This window comes from Sphingopyxis sp. Root1497 (assembly GCF_001427085.1).
Lineage (GTDB): Bacteria > Pseudomonadota > Alphaproteobacteria > Sphingomonadales > Sphingomonadaceae > Sphingopyxis.
In genome coordinates, this window is sequence record NZ_LMGF01000005.1 from 1,030,524 (window position 1) to 1,045,762 (window position 15,239).

Below are 15,239 nucleotides of genomic sequence, written 5' to 3' on the forward strand. Positions count from 1 at the left end.
CGGTTCCCGGGTCGCACCATATGGGCAGATGCCATATGCGACCGCCGCTTCACCGGGGTGCGGGGTCCATTGCGAAGGCGCGCGGTTAGACGGGGCAGTGGGGAAAGTCAAGCATTGCCGCGCCGGCTCGACAGGCGGGAAAAAGCCGCTAAAGCCAGCGCGCATGACCGCTGCCAAATCTCCCGAACAGTGCGAAACGATGATCGACGTCCGTGCCGGGGTCGACGAGGTCGACCGCGAACTCGTCGCGCTGCTGGTTCGCCGTTTCGGCTATATGGACGCCGCAGCGCGCATCAAGACCGACCGCAATGTCGTCCGCGACGAGCCGCGCAAGGCGCAGGTGCTCGACAATGTGGCGCGCGAAGCCGAAGCCGCCGGGCTGGAGCCCGCGCGGCTGCGTGCGGTGTGGGACGAACTGGTCGAACAGTCGATCGCGTATGAGATGGTCCGCTGGGACCGGATTCGTACCGATCCGGCCTGACCCGCCGCGATCAGTTGGTGCTGTTGCCCGCGGGCTTTTCCGGAACCGTGTTGGCGGCGTCGATTGCGGCCTTCGGCGCTTGCACGGTGCGGCAGACCTTCTTGGGCACGCTGCTGCCCGTCGACTCGATCCGTTCGCAGACCTTCTTGGGTTTCGCCGGCTTGGCAGCCTGTCCGCTCGCTGGGCGTTCGGCGGTATCCGGACCGGTCGTCCCGGCGGCGGCCAGGGCGAGAGAGAGCAGCAATGTCATCATGGGTAGTCAAACTCCTAGCGAATATGGCCGACAGGACCTCTCCATATGCCGGCCAATTCCCCGAGCCGATTCATGAGGTCGATGCTATCCGTGATGCGGACAGCTTGTCCAGTCGTGGAAGGGGGTATGAGTAAAGGCGGCCAAGCGAAACGCATGGACCGCCTTTTCAATCGATGGGTTTGCTGAGCGATGCGCTTAGTTGTTGCCGCCGCCGCCAAGCGGCGAATCGCCGACGCCGACATTCTGCTTATAGCCTTGGTTGATCGCATCGATGTTCGCGGACTGGCTGGCGTCCCACTGTTCCTGGGTCTTGCAGACGCGGCGGCCGATCGAGCTGCCGGTCATCTTGGTGGCCTTGCAGATCTTTTTCGGCTTTTCGGGCTTCGCGGGCTGGGCGGTCGTCGCTCCGTCGGCGGGCGGGGTTTCGGCGGCCGCGGCGGCGAGTGCAAGCGACAGGATGAGGGTCATCATGGGAAAGTAACTCCTGAAACGATTTGGCGCTCCTTAACGGTTTTTCGGCGTTCGGCCAAGAGCCGTTATGATGCCGTGCATCATCCTGATATCATTGTACGACCAGCCCGTCTTGGTGAGCGTGGTGCGTAATGTTCGGAGCGTCGCCGCGCGACGGTTTTCGGGAAAGAAATAGCCTGCTGCGTCGAGATCGCGCACGAAATGCTGGATCAGTTCTTCATATTCGGCATGCTCGGCGGTCGGCGCGAGTTCCGCGACGGGCGGCTGCGCCAGATCCTGACCCTTCGACCATTCATAGGCGAGCAGGATCACCGCCTGTGCCAGGTTGAGCGATCCGAATTCGGGATTGATCGGCACGGTGACGATGCTGTGCGCCAGCGCGACATCGTCGGTCTCCAGCCCCGACCGCTCGGCGCCGAAAACGAAGGCCGAGCGTCCGGCCGTCGCATGAACCTGCCGCGCCGCGGCTTCGGGGGTCAGCACGGGTTTGATCACGCCGCGCTTGCGGACGGTGGTCGCATAGATGTGCGTGCAGTCGGCGGTCGCCTCGGCGAGGCTGGCGAACACCTGCGCCTCGGCTAGCACGATATCGGCGCCCGACGCGGCGGGGCCGGCGTCGGGGTTGGGCCAGCCGTCGCGCGGGGTCACCAGCCGCAATTCGGTCAGCCCGAAATTGAGCATCGCGCGTGCCGCCTTGCCGATATTCTCGCCGAGCTGCGGGCGGACGAGGACGATGATGGGGAGCGGGGCGGCGTCGGGGGCGATTTCCTTGTTCACCCCTTGTGCGCCGCCTCGTTGATCGTCGAGGCGAACTCCTCGAAATCTTTGGCCTCGGTGAATTCGCGATAGACGCTGGCGAAGCGGATATAGGCCACGCTGTCGAAGCCCTTGAGCGCTTCCATCACCATGCCGCCGATCTGCGATGCCTTGACCTCGTTGTCGCCCGAGGTTTCGAGCTGGCGCTGGATACCCGACACCAGCCGCTCGATGCGCGCGGCGTCGATCGGGCGCTTGCGGCAGGCGATCTGGACGCTGCGCATCAATTTCTCGCGGTCGAACGGCTCGCGGCCGCCGTCGGCCTTGAGCACCGCGACTTCGCGCAACTGGATCCGCTCGAAGGTGGTGAAGCGGGCGCCGCAATCCTCGCATTGCCGCCGCCGCCGGATTGCCGCGCCGTCCTCGGTCGGACGGCTGTCCTTCACCTGGCTGTCTTCATGGCCGCAATAGGGACAACGCATCGGTCAGCGTTTCACCCGGCTGTAAAGCGCGATCGCGGCGCCCGCGAACAGGCCGACCGGCCAGCTGATGACGGGCAGCACGATCCCCGCGACGGCGCCGATCGCGCCGCCGGTCAGCACGGGCTTCGTCGAAGGATGCTGCATCCCCTGCTTGCCCATCGCCTTGACCTCTTCGATCGCGACTTCGACCAGCGTCGGCTCTTCGGGATTGGGACGTGCCATGGGTTCAGCCTTCGTAGATCGGGAAGCGTTCGCACAAAGCGCGGACGCGCTTGCGGACATCGGCCTCGACATCGGCGTCGCCATGCTCGCCCTTGTCGCGCAGCGCTTCGAGCACGTCGGCGACCATGTCGCCAATGTCCTCGAACTCGGCGATGCCGAAGCCGCGGGTGGTGCCGGCGGGCGAGCCGACGCGGATGCCGCTGGTCTTGACCGGGGGCAGCGGGTCGAAGGGCACGCCATTCTTGTTGCAGGTGATCGCCGAGCGCTCGAGCGCCTCGTCGGCGTCGCGGCCGGTGATGCCGAGCGGGCGCAGGTCGATCAGCGCGAGATGCGTGTCGGTGCCGCCCGCCACGACATCGGCGCCGCGCGCCTTCAGCCGGTTCGCGAGCGCCTGCGCATTGGCGATCGTCGCCTTGGCATAATCCCTGAATTCGGGGCGCAGCGCCTCGCCGAAGGCGACCGCCTTGGCGGCGATGACGTGCATCAGCGGGCCGCCCTGCAGGCCGGGGAAGACCGCCGAATTGATGCGCTTGGCGATCGCTTCGTCGTTGGTCAGGATCATGCCGCCGCGCGGGCCGCGCAGCGTCTTGTGCGTCGTCGTGGTGACGACATGCGCATGCTCCATCGGCGAGGGGTGGGCGCCGCCGGCGACGAGGCCGGCGAAATGCGCCATGTCGACCATCAGCAGCGCGCCGACGTCATCGGCGATGGCGCGGAAGCGCGCGAAGTCGAGCGTGCGCGGGTAGGCCGAGCCGCCCGCGATGATGAGGGCGGGGCGATGTTCCTTCGCCAGCGCCTCGACTTGGTCGAAGTCGACCAGATGGTCGTCGGGGCGCACGCCATATTGCACCGCGTTGAACCATTTGCCCGACATCGCGGGCGGGGCGCCGTGGGTCAGGTGACCGCCGGCGTCGAGGCTCATGCCGAGGATAGTCGCGCCGGGCTTGGTCAGCGCCAGCATCACCGCGCCATTCGCCTGCGCGCCCGAGTGCGGCTGGACGTTGGCGAAATTGCAGTCGAACAATTTCTTGGCGCGGTCGATCGCCAGCGTCTCGACCTCGTCCGACGGCGCGCAGCCCTGATAATAGCGGCGGCCCGGATAGCCCTCGGCATATTTGTTGGTGAACACCGACCCCTGCGCTTCGAGTACCGCCTTGGAGACGATGTTTTCCGAGGCGATCAGCTCGATCTGATATTGTTCGCGCTCCATTTCATGTTTCATCGCCGCTGCGACCGCAGGGTCGACCGTGTCGACGCCGTCGGTGAAATATCCGGCCGATTTGATGGGCTTGGCGAGCGTGTCTGTGGTCATCGGCTGGTCTCCAGTTGGGCCAAATTGAAGGGAGGCTTGGAAAGCTTGTCGACGCGGCGCGCGTGGCGGTCGCCGGCGAAATCGGTGGTCAGGAACGCGTCGAGACACGCCTTCGCCATGTCAACACCGGTCAGCCGTGCACCCATCGCGATGACGTTCGCGTCATTGTGCTGGCGCGACAGGCTGGCCGACAGCGGTTCGCTGACCAGCGCGCAGCGGCACGCCGGGTTGCGGTTGACCGAGATCGAGATGCCGATGCCCGAACCGCAGAGCGCGACGCCCTTTTCGACGCGGCCGCTCGCGACCGCATCGGCCAAGCGATAGCCGTAATCGGGATAATCGACGCTGTCGGGGCCGTTGGTGCCCAGGTCCTCGACCTCGTGGCCCTTCTCGCGCAGCCAGTCCGCAAGCTGGGCTTTCAGCTCATAAGCGGCGTGATCGGAGGCAATGGCGATGCGCATGATGCGGCTCCCGCAAGGCTGGAGGGAATCGATGAGCGGCCTTTAGGCGAAGGCGCTGCATATGGCCATAAGCGAGGTGGCAAATTTGTGACGCAGCCGATAAAGCCTCGCCATGTCCGACACGATCATGTCCGTGCTGATGCTCACCGGGGCCGTTTTGACCGGGGGCGCCATCTATATTTTCCGCAAGGGCGATCGGCGCCGTGCGCTGCTGATGCTCGTCGCGGCGCTCGTGATGTTCGCCAATGTCGCGGTCTGGCTGGTGCCGGTCAAGGAAACGTCAGCGAGCAGCGGCGCCGAATGAGCGACGACTGCGTCCACCGCGGCGATGGGCGCTTTTGTCCCGACTGCGGCAAGGATTTGCGCCCCGAACCGATCAACCGCCACACGGTCGTGAACGAGCTCGTCGAGATTTGGTGGGAAAAGGGCGTTTTGCACACGCTGATCGGGCTGTTTCGCCGGCCGGGCGTGTTGATCCGCCGTTATATCGAGAGCGACCGCGATATCCTCGTCAAGGCGGTGCCCTATATCGCGGTGGCGCTCACCCTGAACATCGCCCTGCGCGCGCGTTTCCTGCCGGGGAGCACCAAGACCGATCTCTCGGTGATCGAGATGCTGCAGAACGAACCGCTGATCATGCCGCTGCTATCGGCCTTGATTTCCGCGCTCGTGCTCCATTTCATATTTTATCGCGGCGCGTCCGCCGGACTGTTCGGCACGATGGTGATGCGGCTCTATGTCTTGGCGCAGGCAACCCTGCTGGTCGTGGCCGCCGACCTGACGATGCAATTGTTCCTCGCCGACCGCAGCATCGGGCGCAATCTGGTGCGTCTCACATTCGGCCTCGGTTTCACGATCTTTGCCGTGCGCCAATTTTACGCCGGCGAAGGGCGCGGCGGGTGGATTCGCGCGATCGCCGCCGTCATCTGCGGCGAACTCGCGCTGATCCTGCTCGTCTATATGCCCGCCGCGATGATCGAGCAGGCAGGCCTGCTCGATTGACGCCTCAGCGGATCGGCGAATCGGGAGCGAGCCGCATATCCAAATAGTTATCGAGCGACTTCATCAACTGGTCGAGCTCATGCTCGAAAAAGTGATTGGCGCGCGGGATCTCGTCGTGATGGATGGTGATGCCCTTTTGCGTGCGCAGCTTGTCGACCAGCTTCTGCACCGCGCTCGGCGGCACGATCTCGTCCTGGCCGCCCGCGACGATGATGCCGGAGGAGGGGCAGGGGGCGAGGAAGCTGAAGTCGTACATGTTCGCCGGCGGCGCCACCGACAGGAAGCCGCGGATTTCGGGGCGACGCATCAGCAATTGCATGCCGATCCACGCGCCGAAGCTGAAGCCCGCGATCCAGGTCGTCTGCGCCTCGGGGTGGATCGACTGCACCCAGTCGAGCGCCGACGCGGCATCGCTCAACTCGCCGATGCCGTTGTCGAACGTGCCCTGGCTGCGGCCGACGCCGCGGAAGTTGAAGCGCAGCACCGCGAAGCCGCGCGCAACGAAGCTCTTGTACATCGCCTGCGTGATGCGGTCGTTCATCGTGCCGCCGCCCTGCGGATGCGGGTGCAGGATCAGCGCGACCGGCGCGCGCGGGCGCGGCGGGGGCGAGAAACGGCCTTCGATACGGCCTTCGGGGCCGGGGAAAATCACGTCGGGCATGGGCGCACCTCTTATGTTTTGGGCTCGGAGCCGAATCGCCGGAGCGGCGGGGTGGCGGAGCGAAGGCGCGGCCTATATAGAAAATGAGTAGCAAGTTGCAACTTTTGCGAATCGCTCGCAATAAGGCTGCGCGCGCTTTCCATTTTCCGCCGCTCGACACGACCGGGATTAGAGGGCAGATGCCGCCCATGATCTACCTCGATTATCAGGCGACCACCCCGCTCGCTCCCGAGGCGCGCGAAGCGATGCTGCGCTGGCTGGCGGGTCCCGGCGACGGCGACGGTTTCGCCAATCCGTCGAGTTCGCACAAAGGCGGCCGCGCCGCCGCCGCCGCAGTCGAAGTCGCGCGCGATCAGGTCGCGGCGCTGCTGCCCAAAGACGGACGGGTCTTCTTCACCTCGGGCGCGACCGAGGCGCTCAACTGGGCGCTGCTGCGCGGCGCCGAGGTCATGCCCGACGGGGTTGCGGGGCTGAGCATCGAACATGCCGCGTCGCTGCAATGCCTCGAACGGTTGAACGCGACCATCCTGCCGGTCGATGGCGAGGGTGTCGCGCTGGCGCCCGACGCCGCGTTGATTCCCGAAAACGGCATCGTCGCGGCGATGCTGGTGAACAACGAAGTCGGCACCATCCAGCCGGTCGGTGATTTCGTCGCTGCGGCGCATGCGAAAAACAGCCTGCTGCTCTGCGACGCGGTGCAGGGCTATGGCCGCGTCGCCATTCCCGACGGCCCCGACCTGATCGCCATCTCGGCGCACAAAATCCACGGACCCAAGGGCATTGGCGCGCTGTGGATCAGGGACGGGGTCGACCTGCCACCGTTGATGTTCGGCGGCGCGCAGGAACAGGGCATGCGTTCGGGCACCGTCTCGCCCGCGCTCTGCGCCGGTTTTGGCGCCGCGGCGGCGCTTGCGGCCGAGCGGTTCGATGCAGACGCAGCGCATATCGAACACCTCTGGTCGATCGCGCGCGACATGCTGCCCGAATGGACGATCAACGGGTCGGCGGCGCATCGCTATCACGGCAATCTCAATGTCCGCCGCGAAGGCGTCAACGGTCTCCGCCTGATGTCCGACGCGCGCAATATTGCCTTCTCGCTTGGCAGCGCGTGCGGCAGCGGGTCGGGTAAGGTCAGCCATGTGCTGCGCGCGATGGGCGTGAGCGAAGCCGCCGCGCGCGCTTCGATCCGTCTCGGCTGGGGCCGTTACACGACCGAGGCTGAGTTGCGCGACGGACTCGACGCGATCAAACAGGCCGCACGACTGCAGGGGGGCAATTGATGCGCGTCACCTTCATCCACGCCGACGGCAAGGGACGGACCGAGGTCGAGGCCGCGCCGGGTTCGATCCTGCTCGACGTCGCGCAAGCGCATCTGATGCCGCTCGAAGGGACTTGCGAGGGTCAGATGGCCTGCTCGACCTGCCATGTCATCGTCGCGAAAGAGGATTTTGATCGCCTGCCGCTGGCAAGCGAGATGGAAGAGGATATGCTCGACCTCGCCGCCGGCGCGCGGCGCACCAGCCGCCTTGCGTGCCAGATATTGCTGACCGAGGCGATGGACGGGCTGACCGTCCATATCCCGTCCGAAAGCCGCAATATGCAGGGGCCGCGCTGATGCGAACGGACGTCGCGGGGGAATTCGGAGCGTCTTGATCGGGGAGATGAAGCGATGCGGGGATTGGCACTATCTGCTTTGGCGTTGTTGGCTGCATGCGGCGCGCCCGATGAAAAGCGCGAGCCACCTGTCGCCTTTGCAAAACTCTCGCCCGATCCCGTCAAGCATGGCGAGCGCCTGTCGATCATCCTCGGCTGTTCGGGCTGCCACGGCAAGGACCTAACCGGCGAGGACTGGAGTGAAGCCGGTTATGGCAGGCTTTGGACCGCCAATCTGACCGTGTCGGCCGCGAGCTATAATGATTCCGAACTGAAACGCGTCATTGCCGAAGGAAAGAAACCCGACGGTACGCCGCTCTGGGATATGCCGTCGCGCCTCTTCACCCAGATCGCCGACGCCGACATGAACGCGCTGGTCGCCTATATCCGTAGCCGTCCAAAACAGGGCGAGGCGCATCCGCTGCCGACCTTCGGGCCAATATTGAAGGCGGAAATGGCGAAGGGCGAATATTACTCCTCTGCCGTTGGTGTCGAGCGTGAAGGAAAGACATGGCCCCCCGACGCGGGGCCGGAGCATCGGCTCGCACGCTATATGGTTCGCGCAACTTGCGTCGAGTGCCACGAAATGGACCTGCGCGGCGGAAAGCAAGGCCTGGTCAAGGCAGAACGGCCCGATATCAGAATTGCCGGTTCTTATGAGCTGAAGGATTTCGTGCGCCTGCTTCGTACGGGTGTTCCGGCGGGCGGACGCAAGCTCGGGCTGATGGCGGAGGTCGCGCAAGGTCGGTACAGCCATTTCACCGATGCCGAAATCGCCGCGATCCACGCCTATCTGAAAGCCGTCGCCGAAGGCGGCCTCTGACGATGCTTGATTTTCGTCCCCGCGGCCGCCATATGCGCCGCGGGAGTCGGGCGGACGTGGTCTTCGCCAACCCGGTCAGGTCCGGAAGGAAGCAGCCGCAACGAATTCGCCGCGGGTCGTTCCGGCTCCCACCCATTTCCCCCTTCGACAAGCGCGCCCACCGTCCCTAATACGGATTGCATGAGCGATTCCGCCGACGATGAACCACCGATGCTGGGCATGGATTTGCCGACCACCGCGGCGCCCGCTTCGAGCGGCCCCTACCGCGTCCTCGCGCGTAAATATCGCCCGCAAACCTTTGCCGAACTGATCGGTCAGGACGCGATGGTGCGCACGCTCGGCAATGCGATCGCGCGCGACCGGCTGGCGCACGCCTTTCTGATGACCGGGGTGCGCGGGGTCGGCAAGACCTCGACCGCGCGGCTGATCGCCAAGGCGCTGAACTGCATCGGTCCCGACGGGCAGGGCGGGCCGACGATCGATCCCTGCGGCATCTGCGAACCATGCCGCGCGATCACCGAGGGCCGCCATATCGACGTGATCGAGATGGACGCCGCGTCGAACACCGGCGTCGACGACGTGCGCGAGATCATCGAAGCGGTGCGCTACGCAGCGGTGTCGGCGCGCTACAAGATCTACATTATCGACGAAGTGCACATGCTTTCGCGCAACGCGTTCAATGCGCTCTTGAAAACGCTCGAAGAACCGCCGCCGCACGTCAAATTCCTGTTCGCCACCACCGAAGTCAACAAGGTGCCGGTGACGGTGCTGTCGCGCTGCCAGCGCTTCGACCTGCGCCGCATCACCCCCGACATGCTGTTCAGCCATTTCAGCTCGATCCTGCAAAAAGAAGGCGTCGAGGCCGAAGCGCCCGCGATCTGGCTGATCGCCAACGCCGCCGAAGGCTCAGTGCGCGACGGTCTGTCGATCCTCGACCAGGCGATCGCGCACGCCGATCTGGATGGCGGCGGGATGATCGGCGCGGCGCAGGTGCGGGTCATGCTCGGCCTGTCGGACCGCTCGTCGATCGCGAATTTGATGGCGACGATCCTTGAGGGCGATTCCGGCGGGGCGATCGACCTCGCGCGCGGCCAATATGCGCTGGGCATCGAACCCGTCGCGATGGTGCGCGGGCTGATGGACCTGGCCCACGCGATCACGCTGGCCAAGGTGTCGCGCCACGACGATCCCGCGCTCGCCGAGGCCGACCGCGAACGGATCGGCGACTGGGCGCAGAAGCTGGGCTTCGCGCCGCTCAACCGGCTGTGGCAATTGCTGCTCAAAGGCCATGACGAGGTGCTGCGCGCCAACAATCCGCTCGAGCATCTGGAAATGCTGCTGCTGCGGGTGATCTATGCCGCCGCGATGCCCGATCCGGGCGAACTCGCGAAGCTGCTCGAAATCGGCCATTTCCCCGCGACGCCACTGCCTGCGCCCGCCGCGCCGGCGCAGGATGCGACCGCGCAGGCGCCCGAACCGGTCGCCGCTGAAACCGTGCCGCCCGCCGAGACACCCGCTTCGGCGCTCACCGTGGCGCAAATTCATCAATTGCTCGAAAGCACTGGCAATCATCGGCTCGCGGTCGACGTGCACGATCATCTGCGGATCATCACCCTCGAACCCGGCGCGATCGTCTTTGTCCCCGTCGCAGCGCTCGACGGCGGCTTCGCGCGCGACCTTGGGGACGCCTTGCTTTCGGCCACCGGCAGTCGCTGGCAGGTGCGGACCGGCGAGGGCGAGGGGCGGCCGAGCCTCGGGCAGGTGCGCGCCGCGACGCTCGCCGACAACGACCAGCGCATCCGCGAACTGCCCGTCGTCAAGGCCGCATTGGCGGCTTTTCCCGACGCGAGGCTTGTCGAGGGCGACGAGACGCGGCATAGGTCCGCTCCATGAAATCGATGGAAGAAATGCTCAAGGCGGCGCAGCAAGCCGCCGAAACCGTGCAGGCGCAGATGGCGGAGGCGCAGGCGAAGCTCGACAGCGTCGAGGTCGAAGGCATCTCGGGTGGCGGACTCGTCCGCATCACTGCGAGCGCCAAGGGCCGTATCAAGGCGATCTCGATCGACGACAGCCTGATGGTTCCTTCGGACAAACAGATGCTCGAAGACCTGCTCGCCGCCGCGTTCAACGACGCGCGCGAAAAGGCCGATCAGGCGAGCAATGCCGAAATGGGCAAGATGACGAGCGGCCTGCAACTGCCGCCGGGCTTCAAACTGCCTTTCTGAATGCGCGCGCTCCCGCGCCGTTCAGCGCAGCGACATTGAATGCGCGGCAAGTTACGCCATATTAGCGGTTGAAGACCCTATAAGAAGGACGGCGTGCCGGTCGCGGGCGCTTGTCCAGGAGCCATGATGAGCCAGACTTTTCCCCTGTTGCCGCTGCGCGACATTGTTGTTTTCCCGCATATGATCGTGCCGCTGTTCGTCGGCCGCGATCGCTCGGTCGCCGCGCTCGAAGTCGCGATGGAAGCCGATAAGGAAATTTTCCTCGTCGCCCAGCTCGATCCGGGCGAGGATGATCCGCAGCGCGACGACCTCTATGACGTCGGCGTCATCGCCACGGTGCTCCAGCTGCTGAAGCTGCCCGACGGCACCGTCCGCGTGCTCGTCGAGGGCAAGGAGCGCGCCAAGCTCGTCGCGCTCGAAAATGACGACAAGGCGGTGGTCGCGCGCGTGACGCCGATCGCCGATGCCGAGGACGACAGCGTCGATACGGCGGCGCTGATGCGCTCGGTCGTCGACCAGTTCGAAAATTACGCCAAGCTCAACAAGAAGATGCCCGCCGAAACCGCGGTGCAGCTGTCGCAGATCGAGGACGCCTCGCGCCTTGCCGACTCGGTCGCGGGCAATCTCAACATCAAGGTTTCCGACAAGCAGGCGCTGCTCGTCGAGGGCCAGCCCGCCAAGCGCCTCGAAATGGTCTTCGCCTTCATGGAGGGCGAGCTCGGCGTGCTGCAGGTCGAGAAAAAGATCCGCGGCCGCGTCAAGCGCCAGATGGAAAAGAGCCAGCGCGAATATTATCTCAACGAGCAGTTGAAGGCGATCCAGCGCGAACTCGGCAACGACAATGGCGAGGGCGGGGACGACCTCGCCGAACTGGCGGCCAAGATCGAGGGCATGAAAATGTCCAAGGAAGCCAAGGCCAAGGCGCAGGCCGAAATGAAGAAGCTGCGCGGCATGGCGCCGATGTCGGCCGAGGCGACCGTCGTGCGCAACTATCTCGACACGCTGATAGGCCTGCCGTGGGGCAAGAAGTCGAAGCTGAAAAAGGATATCGCGGCGGCGCAGGCGGTGCTCGACAACGACCATTATGCGCTCGAAAAGGTCAAGGACCGGATCGTCGAATATCTGGCGGTCCAGGCGCGCACCAACAAGCTGAAGGGGCCGATCCTCTGCCTCGTCGGCCCGCCGGGCGTCGGCAAGACCAGCCTCGGCAAGAGCATCGCGAAAGCGACCGGGCGTGAATTCATCCGCCAGTCGCTGGGCGGCGTGCGCGACGAGGCCGAAATCCGCGGCCACCGCCGCACCTATATCGGCTCGCTGCCGGGCAAGATCGTGACGAACCTCAAAAAGGCCGGCACGATGAACCCGCTGTTCCTGCTCGATGAGATCGACAAGCTGGGCCAGGATTTCCGCGGCGATCCGGCTTCGGCGCTGCTCGAAGTGCTCGACCCCGAACAGAATGGCAAGTTCCAGGACCATTATCTGGAGATCGACGTCGACCTGAGCGACATCATGTTCGTGACGACGGCGAACTCGCTCAACCTGCCGCAGGCGCTGCTCGACCGCATGGAGATCATCCGGCTCGAAGGCTATACCGAGGACGAGAAGGTCGAGATCGCCAAGCTCCATCTGATCGCCAAGCAGATCGAGGCGCATGGCCTGAAGGCCGGCGAATTCGAGCTGACCGACGAAGGCCTGCGCGACCTCATTCGCTATTACACCCGCGAAGCGGGCGTCCGCACCCTCGAACGCGAGATCGCCAAGCTCGCGCGCAAGGCGCTGCGCCGCATCCTCGAAGGCAAGATGGAGAGCGTCGTCGTGACGCCTGACAATCTCGCCGATTATTCGGGGGTGCGAAAATACAAGCATGGCATGGGCGACCTCGAGGACCAGATCGGCGCCGTCACCGGCCTCGCCTGGACGGAGGTCGGCGGCGAATTGCTGACGATCGAGGCGGTCACCGTGACCGGCAAGGGGCAGGTCCGCACCACCGGCAAGCTCGGCGAAGTGATGACCGAATCGGTGCAGGCGGCGCTGTCTTTCGTGAAGGCGCGCGCGCCGAGCTATGGCATCAAGCCGAGCCTGTTCGCGCGCAAGGACATCCACATCCACCTGCCCGAAGGCGCGGTGCCGAAGGATGGTCCGTCGGCGGGCGTCGGCATGGTCACCGCGATGGTCTCGACGCTGACCGGCATCGCGGTGCGCCGCGACGTCGCGATGACCGGCGAAGTCACGCTGCGCGGCCGCGTGCTGGCGATCGGCGGGCTCAAGGAAAAGCTGCTCGCGGCGCTTCGCGGCGGCATCACGACGGTGCTGATTCCCGAGGAAAATGAGAAGGATCTGGTCGAGATTCCCGCCAACATTACCGGCGGACTCAACATCATACCCGTCAGTCATGTCGACCAGGTGCTTGCCGAAGCGTTGGTCAGCCCGGTCGAACCGATCGAATGGACCGAGGCCGACGAACTGGCGACATCGCCCCCCGTCGCCACGGCAACCGACCCGGAGACAGCGATTCGCCATTGACCGCGGTTGAGCGCGACCGCTTTTCGTCGCAAAAACGTCATTTTGACGCGTTTTTGCCCCTTTTTTGCTTTGACAACGGGGGGGCAAAGCGCGTTAGTGACGCGCCATGGCACCGCCATGAATCATTCAACCAACAAATCACAGGGGTTCCTTAGGCATGAACAAACAAGACCTGATCGCCGCCGTCGCTGACTCGAGCGGCCTGACCAAGGGTGACGCGAGCAAGGCGGTCGAAGCTGTTTTCGACGCGATCACGGGTTCGCTGAAGAAGGGTGGCGAAGTCCGCCTCGTCGGTTTCGGCACGTTCGCCGTCAGCAAGCGCAAGGCCTCGACCGGCCGCAACCCGCGCACCGGCGAAACGATGACCATCGCGGCATCGAACCAGCCGAAGTTCAAGGCCGGCAAGGCCCTCAAGGATGCCGTCAACTGATCGGCAGCACCTTTTGCTGAAAACATTTCGGGTCGCGGCGAAAGCTGCGGCCCGTTTTGCATCGGCTCCGTTCTGCATCGGGCAGGCCAATGCTGTCGAAAGCCCGTTGCATTCACCGCCGCAGCGGCTATGGACGTCCGGCTTTCGGACGCGGCATCGCCGCTTCGGTCCGGAAGGGCGCGTAGCTCAGTGGTAGAGCACACCCTTCACACGGGTGGGGTCGCAAGTTCAATCCTTGCCGCGCCCACCATGACCCCGGAGGCGGACTCCTTGCTGACCGGGTCATTCATCGCCTATTCAATGCGTTCGCATTAGGAATCCGGCCATGTTCCGCACTCTCACATTTTCGCTGGCCTCGGCCGTTCTGCTTGCTTCCGCGGCGCCCGCCGTCGCGCGCGGCGATCGCGACCAGGATCAACTGCGCGACGCCGCGGCGCAGGGACAGGTGGTGCCGCTGGGCAAGCTGATCGCCGACGTCCGTTCGCGGCCGCCCTATCGCGACATGACCTATCTCGGCGGCCCGCAGTTCGACCAGCAGCGCATGATATATGCGCTCAAATTCATGGACGGCAGCCAGGTGGTCGTCGTCTATGTCGATGCCCGCACCGGCCGGATCGTCGGCCGCAAGCCCTGAAATCTTCCCGAACGACATTTGCGATGACCGCCGCGAGTGGTACACAGCAGCAAAGCGGCCGGGGATAACCGGCTCGCGCTAGGAAAGGCGTTTGAATGCGGATTTTGATTGTCGAAGACGAACCCACGCTCGGCCCGCAGTTGAAGGCGACGCTGGAGGGTGCGGGCTATGCCGTCGACCTCGCCACCGACGGCGAGGACGGCCATTTCCTCGGCTCGACCGAAAGCTATGACGCCGCGATCCTCGACCTTGGCTTGCCCGAAATCGACGGGCTCACCGTGCTCGACCGCTGGCGCAAGGAAAAGCGCAATTTTCCCGTGCTCGTGCTGACCGCGCGCGACAGCTGGTCGGACAAGGTCGCGGGCCTCGACGCCGGCGCCGACGATTATCTCGCCAAGCCGTTCCAGACCGAGGAACTGATCGCCCGCCTGCGCGCGTTGATCCGCCGCGCGGCCGGCAACGCGTCGAGCGAGCTGATCGCGGGCAAGGTGCGCCTCGATACGCGTTCGGGCCGCGTGACGCTCGACGGCGAGCCGGTCAAGCTGACCGCGCAGGAGTATAAGCTGCTGTCGTACCTGCTCCATCACAAGGGCAAGGTGGTGTCGCGTACCGAGTTGATCGAACATATCTATGATCAGGATTTCGATCGCGATTCGAACACGATCGAAGTGTTCGTGACGCGCATCCGCAAGAAGCTCGGCGCCGACATCATCACGACGATCCGCGGCCTGGGTTACCAGCTCGACGATCCGCAGGGCTAAGCCGTGGCCGAGGCCGATGTTCCGGCCATCGTAGCCGACACCGACGCCGCGAAGCCGCAGGCGCTGACGAGCCGGATCACCGGCTCGCT

At 64.9% G+C, this 15,239-nt stretch carries 20 protein-coding genes, 1 tRNA gene and 1 other RNA gene; 14 read left to right on the forward strand and 8 right to left on the reverse strand.

Going from position 1 to position 15,239, the window contains the following annotated elements; translation table 11 throughout:
• Positions 1-163 precede the first annotated feature (163 nt).
• On the forward strand, positions 164-481 hold the full coding sequence (locus ASD67_RS19350; RefSeq protein WP_056350652.1) for a chorismate mutase: 318 nt from the start codon (positions 164-166) through the stop codon (positions 479-481).
• A 10-nt stretch (positions 482-491) separates the two neighbouring features.
• On the opposite strand, the gene ASD67_RS19355 is transcribed toward ASD67_RS19350, so the two are convergent.
• From ASD67_RS19355 to rpiB, 7 genes are all read right to left on the reverse strand, one after another.
• The gene (locus ASD67_RS19355; protein WP_056350653.1) at positions 492-734 is read right to left on the reverse strand and encodes a hypothetical protein; all 243 of its coding nucleotides are present in this window, start codon (positions 732-734) and stop codon (positions 492-494) included.
• Positions 735-929: 195 nt separating this feature from the next.
• The gene (locus tag ASD67_RS19360; protein ID WP_056350655.1) at positions 930-1,205 is read right to left on the reverse strand and encodes a hypothetical protein; all 276 of its coding nucleotides are present in this window, start codon (positions 1,203-1,205) and stop codon (positions 930-932) included.
• Positions 1,206-1,238: 33 nt separating this feature from the next.
• The gene (locus tag ASD67_RS19365) at positions 1,239-1,982 is read right to left on the reverse strand and encodes an RNA methyltransferase (RefSeq protein ID WP_056350658.1); all 744 of its coding nucleotides are present in this window, start codon (positions 1,980-1,982) and stop codon (positions 1,239-1,241) included.
• A complete protein-coding gene (gene nrdR, locus ASD67_RS19370) occupies positions 1,979-2,443 on the reverse strand; it encodes a transcriptional regulator NrdR (RefSeq protein ID WP_056350659.1) in 465 nt (154 codons plus the stop codon). The genes ASD67_RS19365 and nrdR overlap by 4 nt, the downstream gene beginning before the upstream one ends.
• A 3-nt stretch (positions 2,444-2,446) precedes the next feature.
• The gene (locus ASD67_RS19375) at positions 2,447-2,665 is read right to left on the reverse strand and encodes a hypothetical protein (RefSeq protein WP_056350661.1); all 219 of its coding nucleotides are present in this window, start codon (positions 2,663-2,665) and stop codon (positions 2,447-2,449) included.
• A gap of 4 nt (positions 2,666-2,669) precedes the next feature.
• A complete protein-coding gene (gene glyA, locus ASD67_RS19380) occupies positions 2,670-3,977 on the reverse strand; it encodes a serine hydroxymethyltransferase (RefSeq protein ID WP_056350663.1) in 1,308 nt (435 codons plus the stop codon).
• On the reverse strand, positions 3,974-4,438 hold the full coding sequence (gene rpiB, locus ASD67_RS19385; RefSeq protein WP_056350665.1) for a ribose 5-phosphate isomerase B: 465 nt from the start codon (positions 4,436-4,438) through the stop codon (positions 3,974-3,976). Before rpiB ends, glyA begins: the two co-directional genes overlap by 4 nt.
• A 112-nt stretch (positions 4,439-4,550) precedes the next feature.
• Here rpiB and ASD67_RS19390 point away from each other — a divergent pair, with 112 nt between their 5' ends.
• Together ASD67_RS19390 and ASD67_RS19395 are read left to right on the forward strand one after the other, a co-directional pair.
• Complete coding sequence (locus tag ASD67_RS19390; protein ID WP_056350667.1) at positions 4,551-4,742, forward strand: hypothetical protein; 192 nt, start codon at positions 4,551-4,553, stop codon at positions 4,740-4,742.
• Positions 4,739-5,440, forward strand: a complete 702-nt coding sequence (locus ASD67_RS19395; protein WP_056350670.1) for a DUF3667 domain-containing protein — start codon at positions 4,739-4,741, stop codon at positions 5,438-5,440. The genes ASD67_RS19390 and ASD67_RS19395 overlap by 4 nt, the downstream gene beginning before the upstream one ends.
• Before the next feature lie 4 nt (positions 5,441-5,444).
• On the opposite strand, the gene ASD67_RS19400 is transcribed toward ASD67_RS19395, so the two are convergent.
• Positions 5,445-6,101, reverse strand: coding sequence for an alpha/beta hydrolase (locus ASD67_RS19400; RefSeq protein ID WP_037510410.1), 657 nt, complete (start codon positions 6,099-6,101; stop codon positions 5,445-5,447).
• A 188-nt stretch (positions 6,102-6,289) separates the two neighbouring features.
• Between ASD67_RS19400 and ASD67_RS19405 the strand changes: the two genes are divergently transcribed.
• From ASD67_RS19405 to ASD67_RS19450, 11 genes are all read left to right on the forward strand, one after another.
• Positions 6,290-7,381: a cysteine desulfurase family protein gene (locus tag ASD67_RS19405; protein ID WP_056352186.1), complete on the forward strand. Its 1,092-nt coding sequence runs from the start codon at positions 6,290-6,292 to the stop codon at positions 7,379-7,381.
• Positions 7,378-7,716, forward strand: a complete 339-nt coding sequence (locus tag ASD67_RS19410; protein WP_056350671.1) for a 2Fe-2S iron-sulfur cluster-binding protein — start codon at positions 7,378-7,380, stop codon at positions 7,714-7,716. The genes ASD67_RS19405 and ASD67_RS19410 overlap by 4 nt, the downstream gene beginning before the upstream one ends.
• Positions 7,717-7,770: 54 nt before the next feature.
• Positions 7,771-8,577 carry a c-type cytochrome gene (locus ASD67_RS19415; protein ID WP_156377794.1) on the forward strand — a complete coding sequence of 269 codons (807 nt, stop codon included), beginning with the start codon at positions 7,771-7,773 and terminating at the stop codon, positions 8,575-8,577.
• 38 nt (positions 8,578-8,615) lie between these two features.
• Positions 8,616-8,713: signal recognition particle sRNA small type (gene ffs, locus ASD67_RS22770), an RNA gene on the forward strand.
• Between the two features lie 44 nt (positions 8,714-8,757).
• On the forward strand, positions 8,758-10,470 hold the full coding sequence (locus ASD67_RS19420; RefSeq protein WP_082545192.1) for a DNA polymerase III subunit gamma/tau: 1,713 nt from the start codon (positions 8,758-8,760) through the stop codon (positions 10,468-10,470).
• A complete protein-coding gene (locus ASD67_RS19425; protein ID WP_056350676.1) occupies positions 10,467-10,802 on the forward strand; it encodes a YbaB/EbfC family nucleoid-associated protein in 336 nt (111 codons plus the stop codon). The genes ASD67_RS19420 and ASD67_RS19425 overlap by 4 nt, the downstream gene beginning before the upstream one ends.
• Positions 10,803-10,928: 126 nt before the next feature.
• A complete protein-coding gene (gene lon / locus ASD67_RS19430; RefSeq protein ID WP_056352192.1) occupies positions 10,929-13,325 on the forward strand; it encodes an endopeptidase La in 2,397 nt (798 codons plus the stop codon).
• A gap of 157 nt (positions 13,326-13,482) precedes the next feature.
• Positions 13,483-13,755 (forward strand): HU family DNA-binding protein, encoded by a 273-nt coding sequence (locus ASD67_RS19435; protein ID WP_037510426.1) that lies wholly within the window; start codon positions 13,483-13,485, stop codon positions 13,753-13,755.
• Between the two features lie 175 nt (positions 13,756-13,930).
• Positions 13,931-14,005, forward strand: a tRNA-Val gene (locus ASD67_RS19440).
• A gap of 75 nt (positions 14,006-14,080) precedes the next feature.
• Positions 14,081-14,389 (forward strand): hypothetical protein, encoded by a 309-nt coding sequence (locus tag ASD67_RS19445; RefSeq protein ID WP_056350678.1) that lies wholly within the window; start codon positions 14,081-14,083, stop codon positions 14,387-14,389.
• A gap of 95 nt (positions 14,390-14,484) precedes the next feature.
• Positions 14,485-15,150 carry a response regulator transcription factor gene (locus ASD67_RS19450; RefSeq protein ID WP_056350680.1) on the forward strand — a complete coding sequence of 222 codons (666 nt, stop codon included), beginning with the start codon at positions 14,485-14,487 and terminating at the stop codon, positions 15,148-15,150.
• Positions 15,151-15,239 lie beyond the last annotated feature (89 nt).

Bases quoted from the DNA above. Each gene is read 5' to 3' on its own strand.
- ASD67_RS19350 (WP_056350652.1), top strand. From the start codon at position 164: ATGACCGCTGCCAAATCTCCCGAACAGTGCGAAACGATGATCGACGTC.
- ASD67_RS19355 (WP_056350653.1), bottom strand. From the start codon at position 734: ATGATGACATTGCTGCTCTCTCTCGCCCTGGCCGCCGCCGGGACGACC.
- ASD67_RS19360 (WP_056350655.1), bottom strand. From the start codon at position 1,205: ATGATGACCCTCATCCTGTCGCTTGCACTCGCCGCCGCGGCCGCCGAA.
- nrdR (WP_056350659.1), bottom strand. From the start codon at position 2,443: ATGCGTTGTCCCTATTGCGGCCATGAAGACAGCCAGGTGAAGGACAGC.
- ASD67_RS19375 (WP_056350661.1), bottom strand. From the start codon at position 2,665: ATGGCACGTCCCAATCCCGAAGAGCCGACGCTGGTCGAAGTCGCGATC.
- glyA (WP_056350663.1), bottom strand. From the start codon at position 3,977: ATGACCACAGACACGCTCGCCAAGCCCATCAAATCGGCCGGATATTTC.
- rpiB (WP_056350665.1), bottom strand. From the start codon at position 4,438: ATGCGCATCGCCATTGCCTCCGATCACGCCGCTTATGAGCTGAAAGCC.
- ASD67_RS19390 (WP_056350667.1), top strand. From the start codon at position 4,551: ATGTCCGACACGATCATGTCCGTGCTGATGCTCACCGGGGCCGTTTTG.
- ASD67_RS19395 (WP_056350670.1), top strand. From the start codon at position 4,739: ATGAGCGACGACTGCGTCCACCGCGGCGATGGGCGCTTTTGTCCCGAC.
- ASD67_RS19400 (WP_037510410.1), bottom strand. From the start codon at position 6,101: ATGCCCGACGTGATTTTCCCCGGCCCCGAAGGCCGTATCGAAGGCCGT.
- ASD67_RS19405 (WP_056352186.1), top strand. From the start codon at position 6,290: ATGATCTACCTCGATTATCAGGCGACCACCCCGCTCGCTCCCGAGGCG.
- ASD67_RS19415 (WP_156377794.1), top strand. From the start codon at position 7,771: ATGCGGGGATTGGCACTATCTGCTTTGGCGTTGTTGGCTGCATGCGGC.
- ASD67_RS19420 (WP_082545192.1), top strand. From the start codon at position 8,758: ATGAGCGATTCCGCCGACGATGAACCACCGATGCTGGGCATGGATTTG.
- ASD67_RS19425 (WP_056350676.1), top strand. From the start codon at position 10,467: ATGAAATCGATGGAAGAAATGCTCAAGGCGGCGCAGCAAGCCGCCGAA.
- lon (WP_056352192.1), top strand. From the start codon at position 10,929: ATGAGCCAGACTTTTCCCCTGTTGCCGCTGCGCGACATTGTTGTTTTC.
- ASD67_RS19435 (WP_037510426.1), top strand. From the start codon at position 13,483: ATGAACAAACAAGACCTGATCGCCGCCGTCGCTGACTCGAGCGGCCTG.
- ASD67_RS19445 (WP_056350678.1), top strand. From the start codon at position 14,081: ATGTTCCGCACTCTCACATTTTCGCTGGCCTCGGCCGTTCTGCTTGCT.
- ASD67_RS19450 (WP_056350680.1), top strand. From the start codon at position 14,485: ATGCGGATTTTGATTGTCGAAGACGAACCCACGCTCGGCCCGCAGTTG.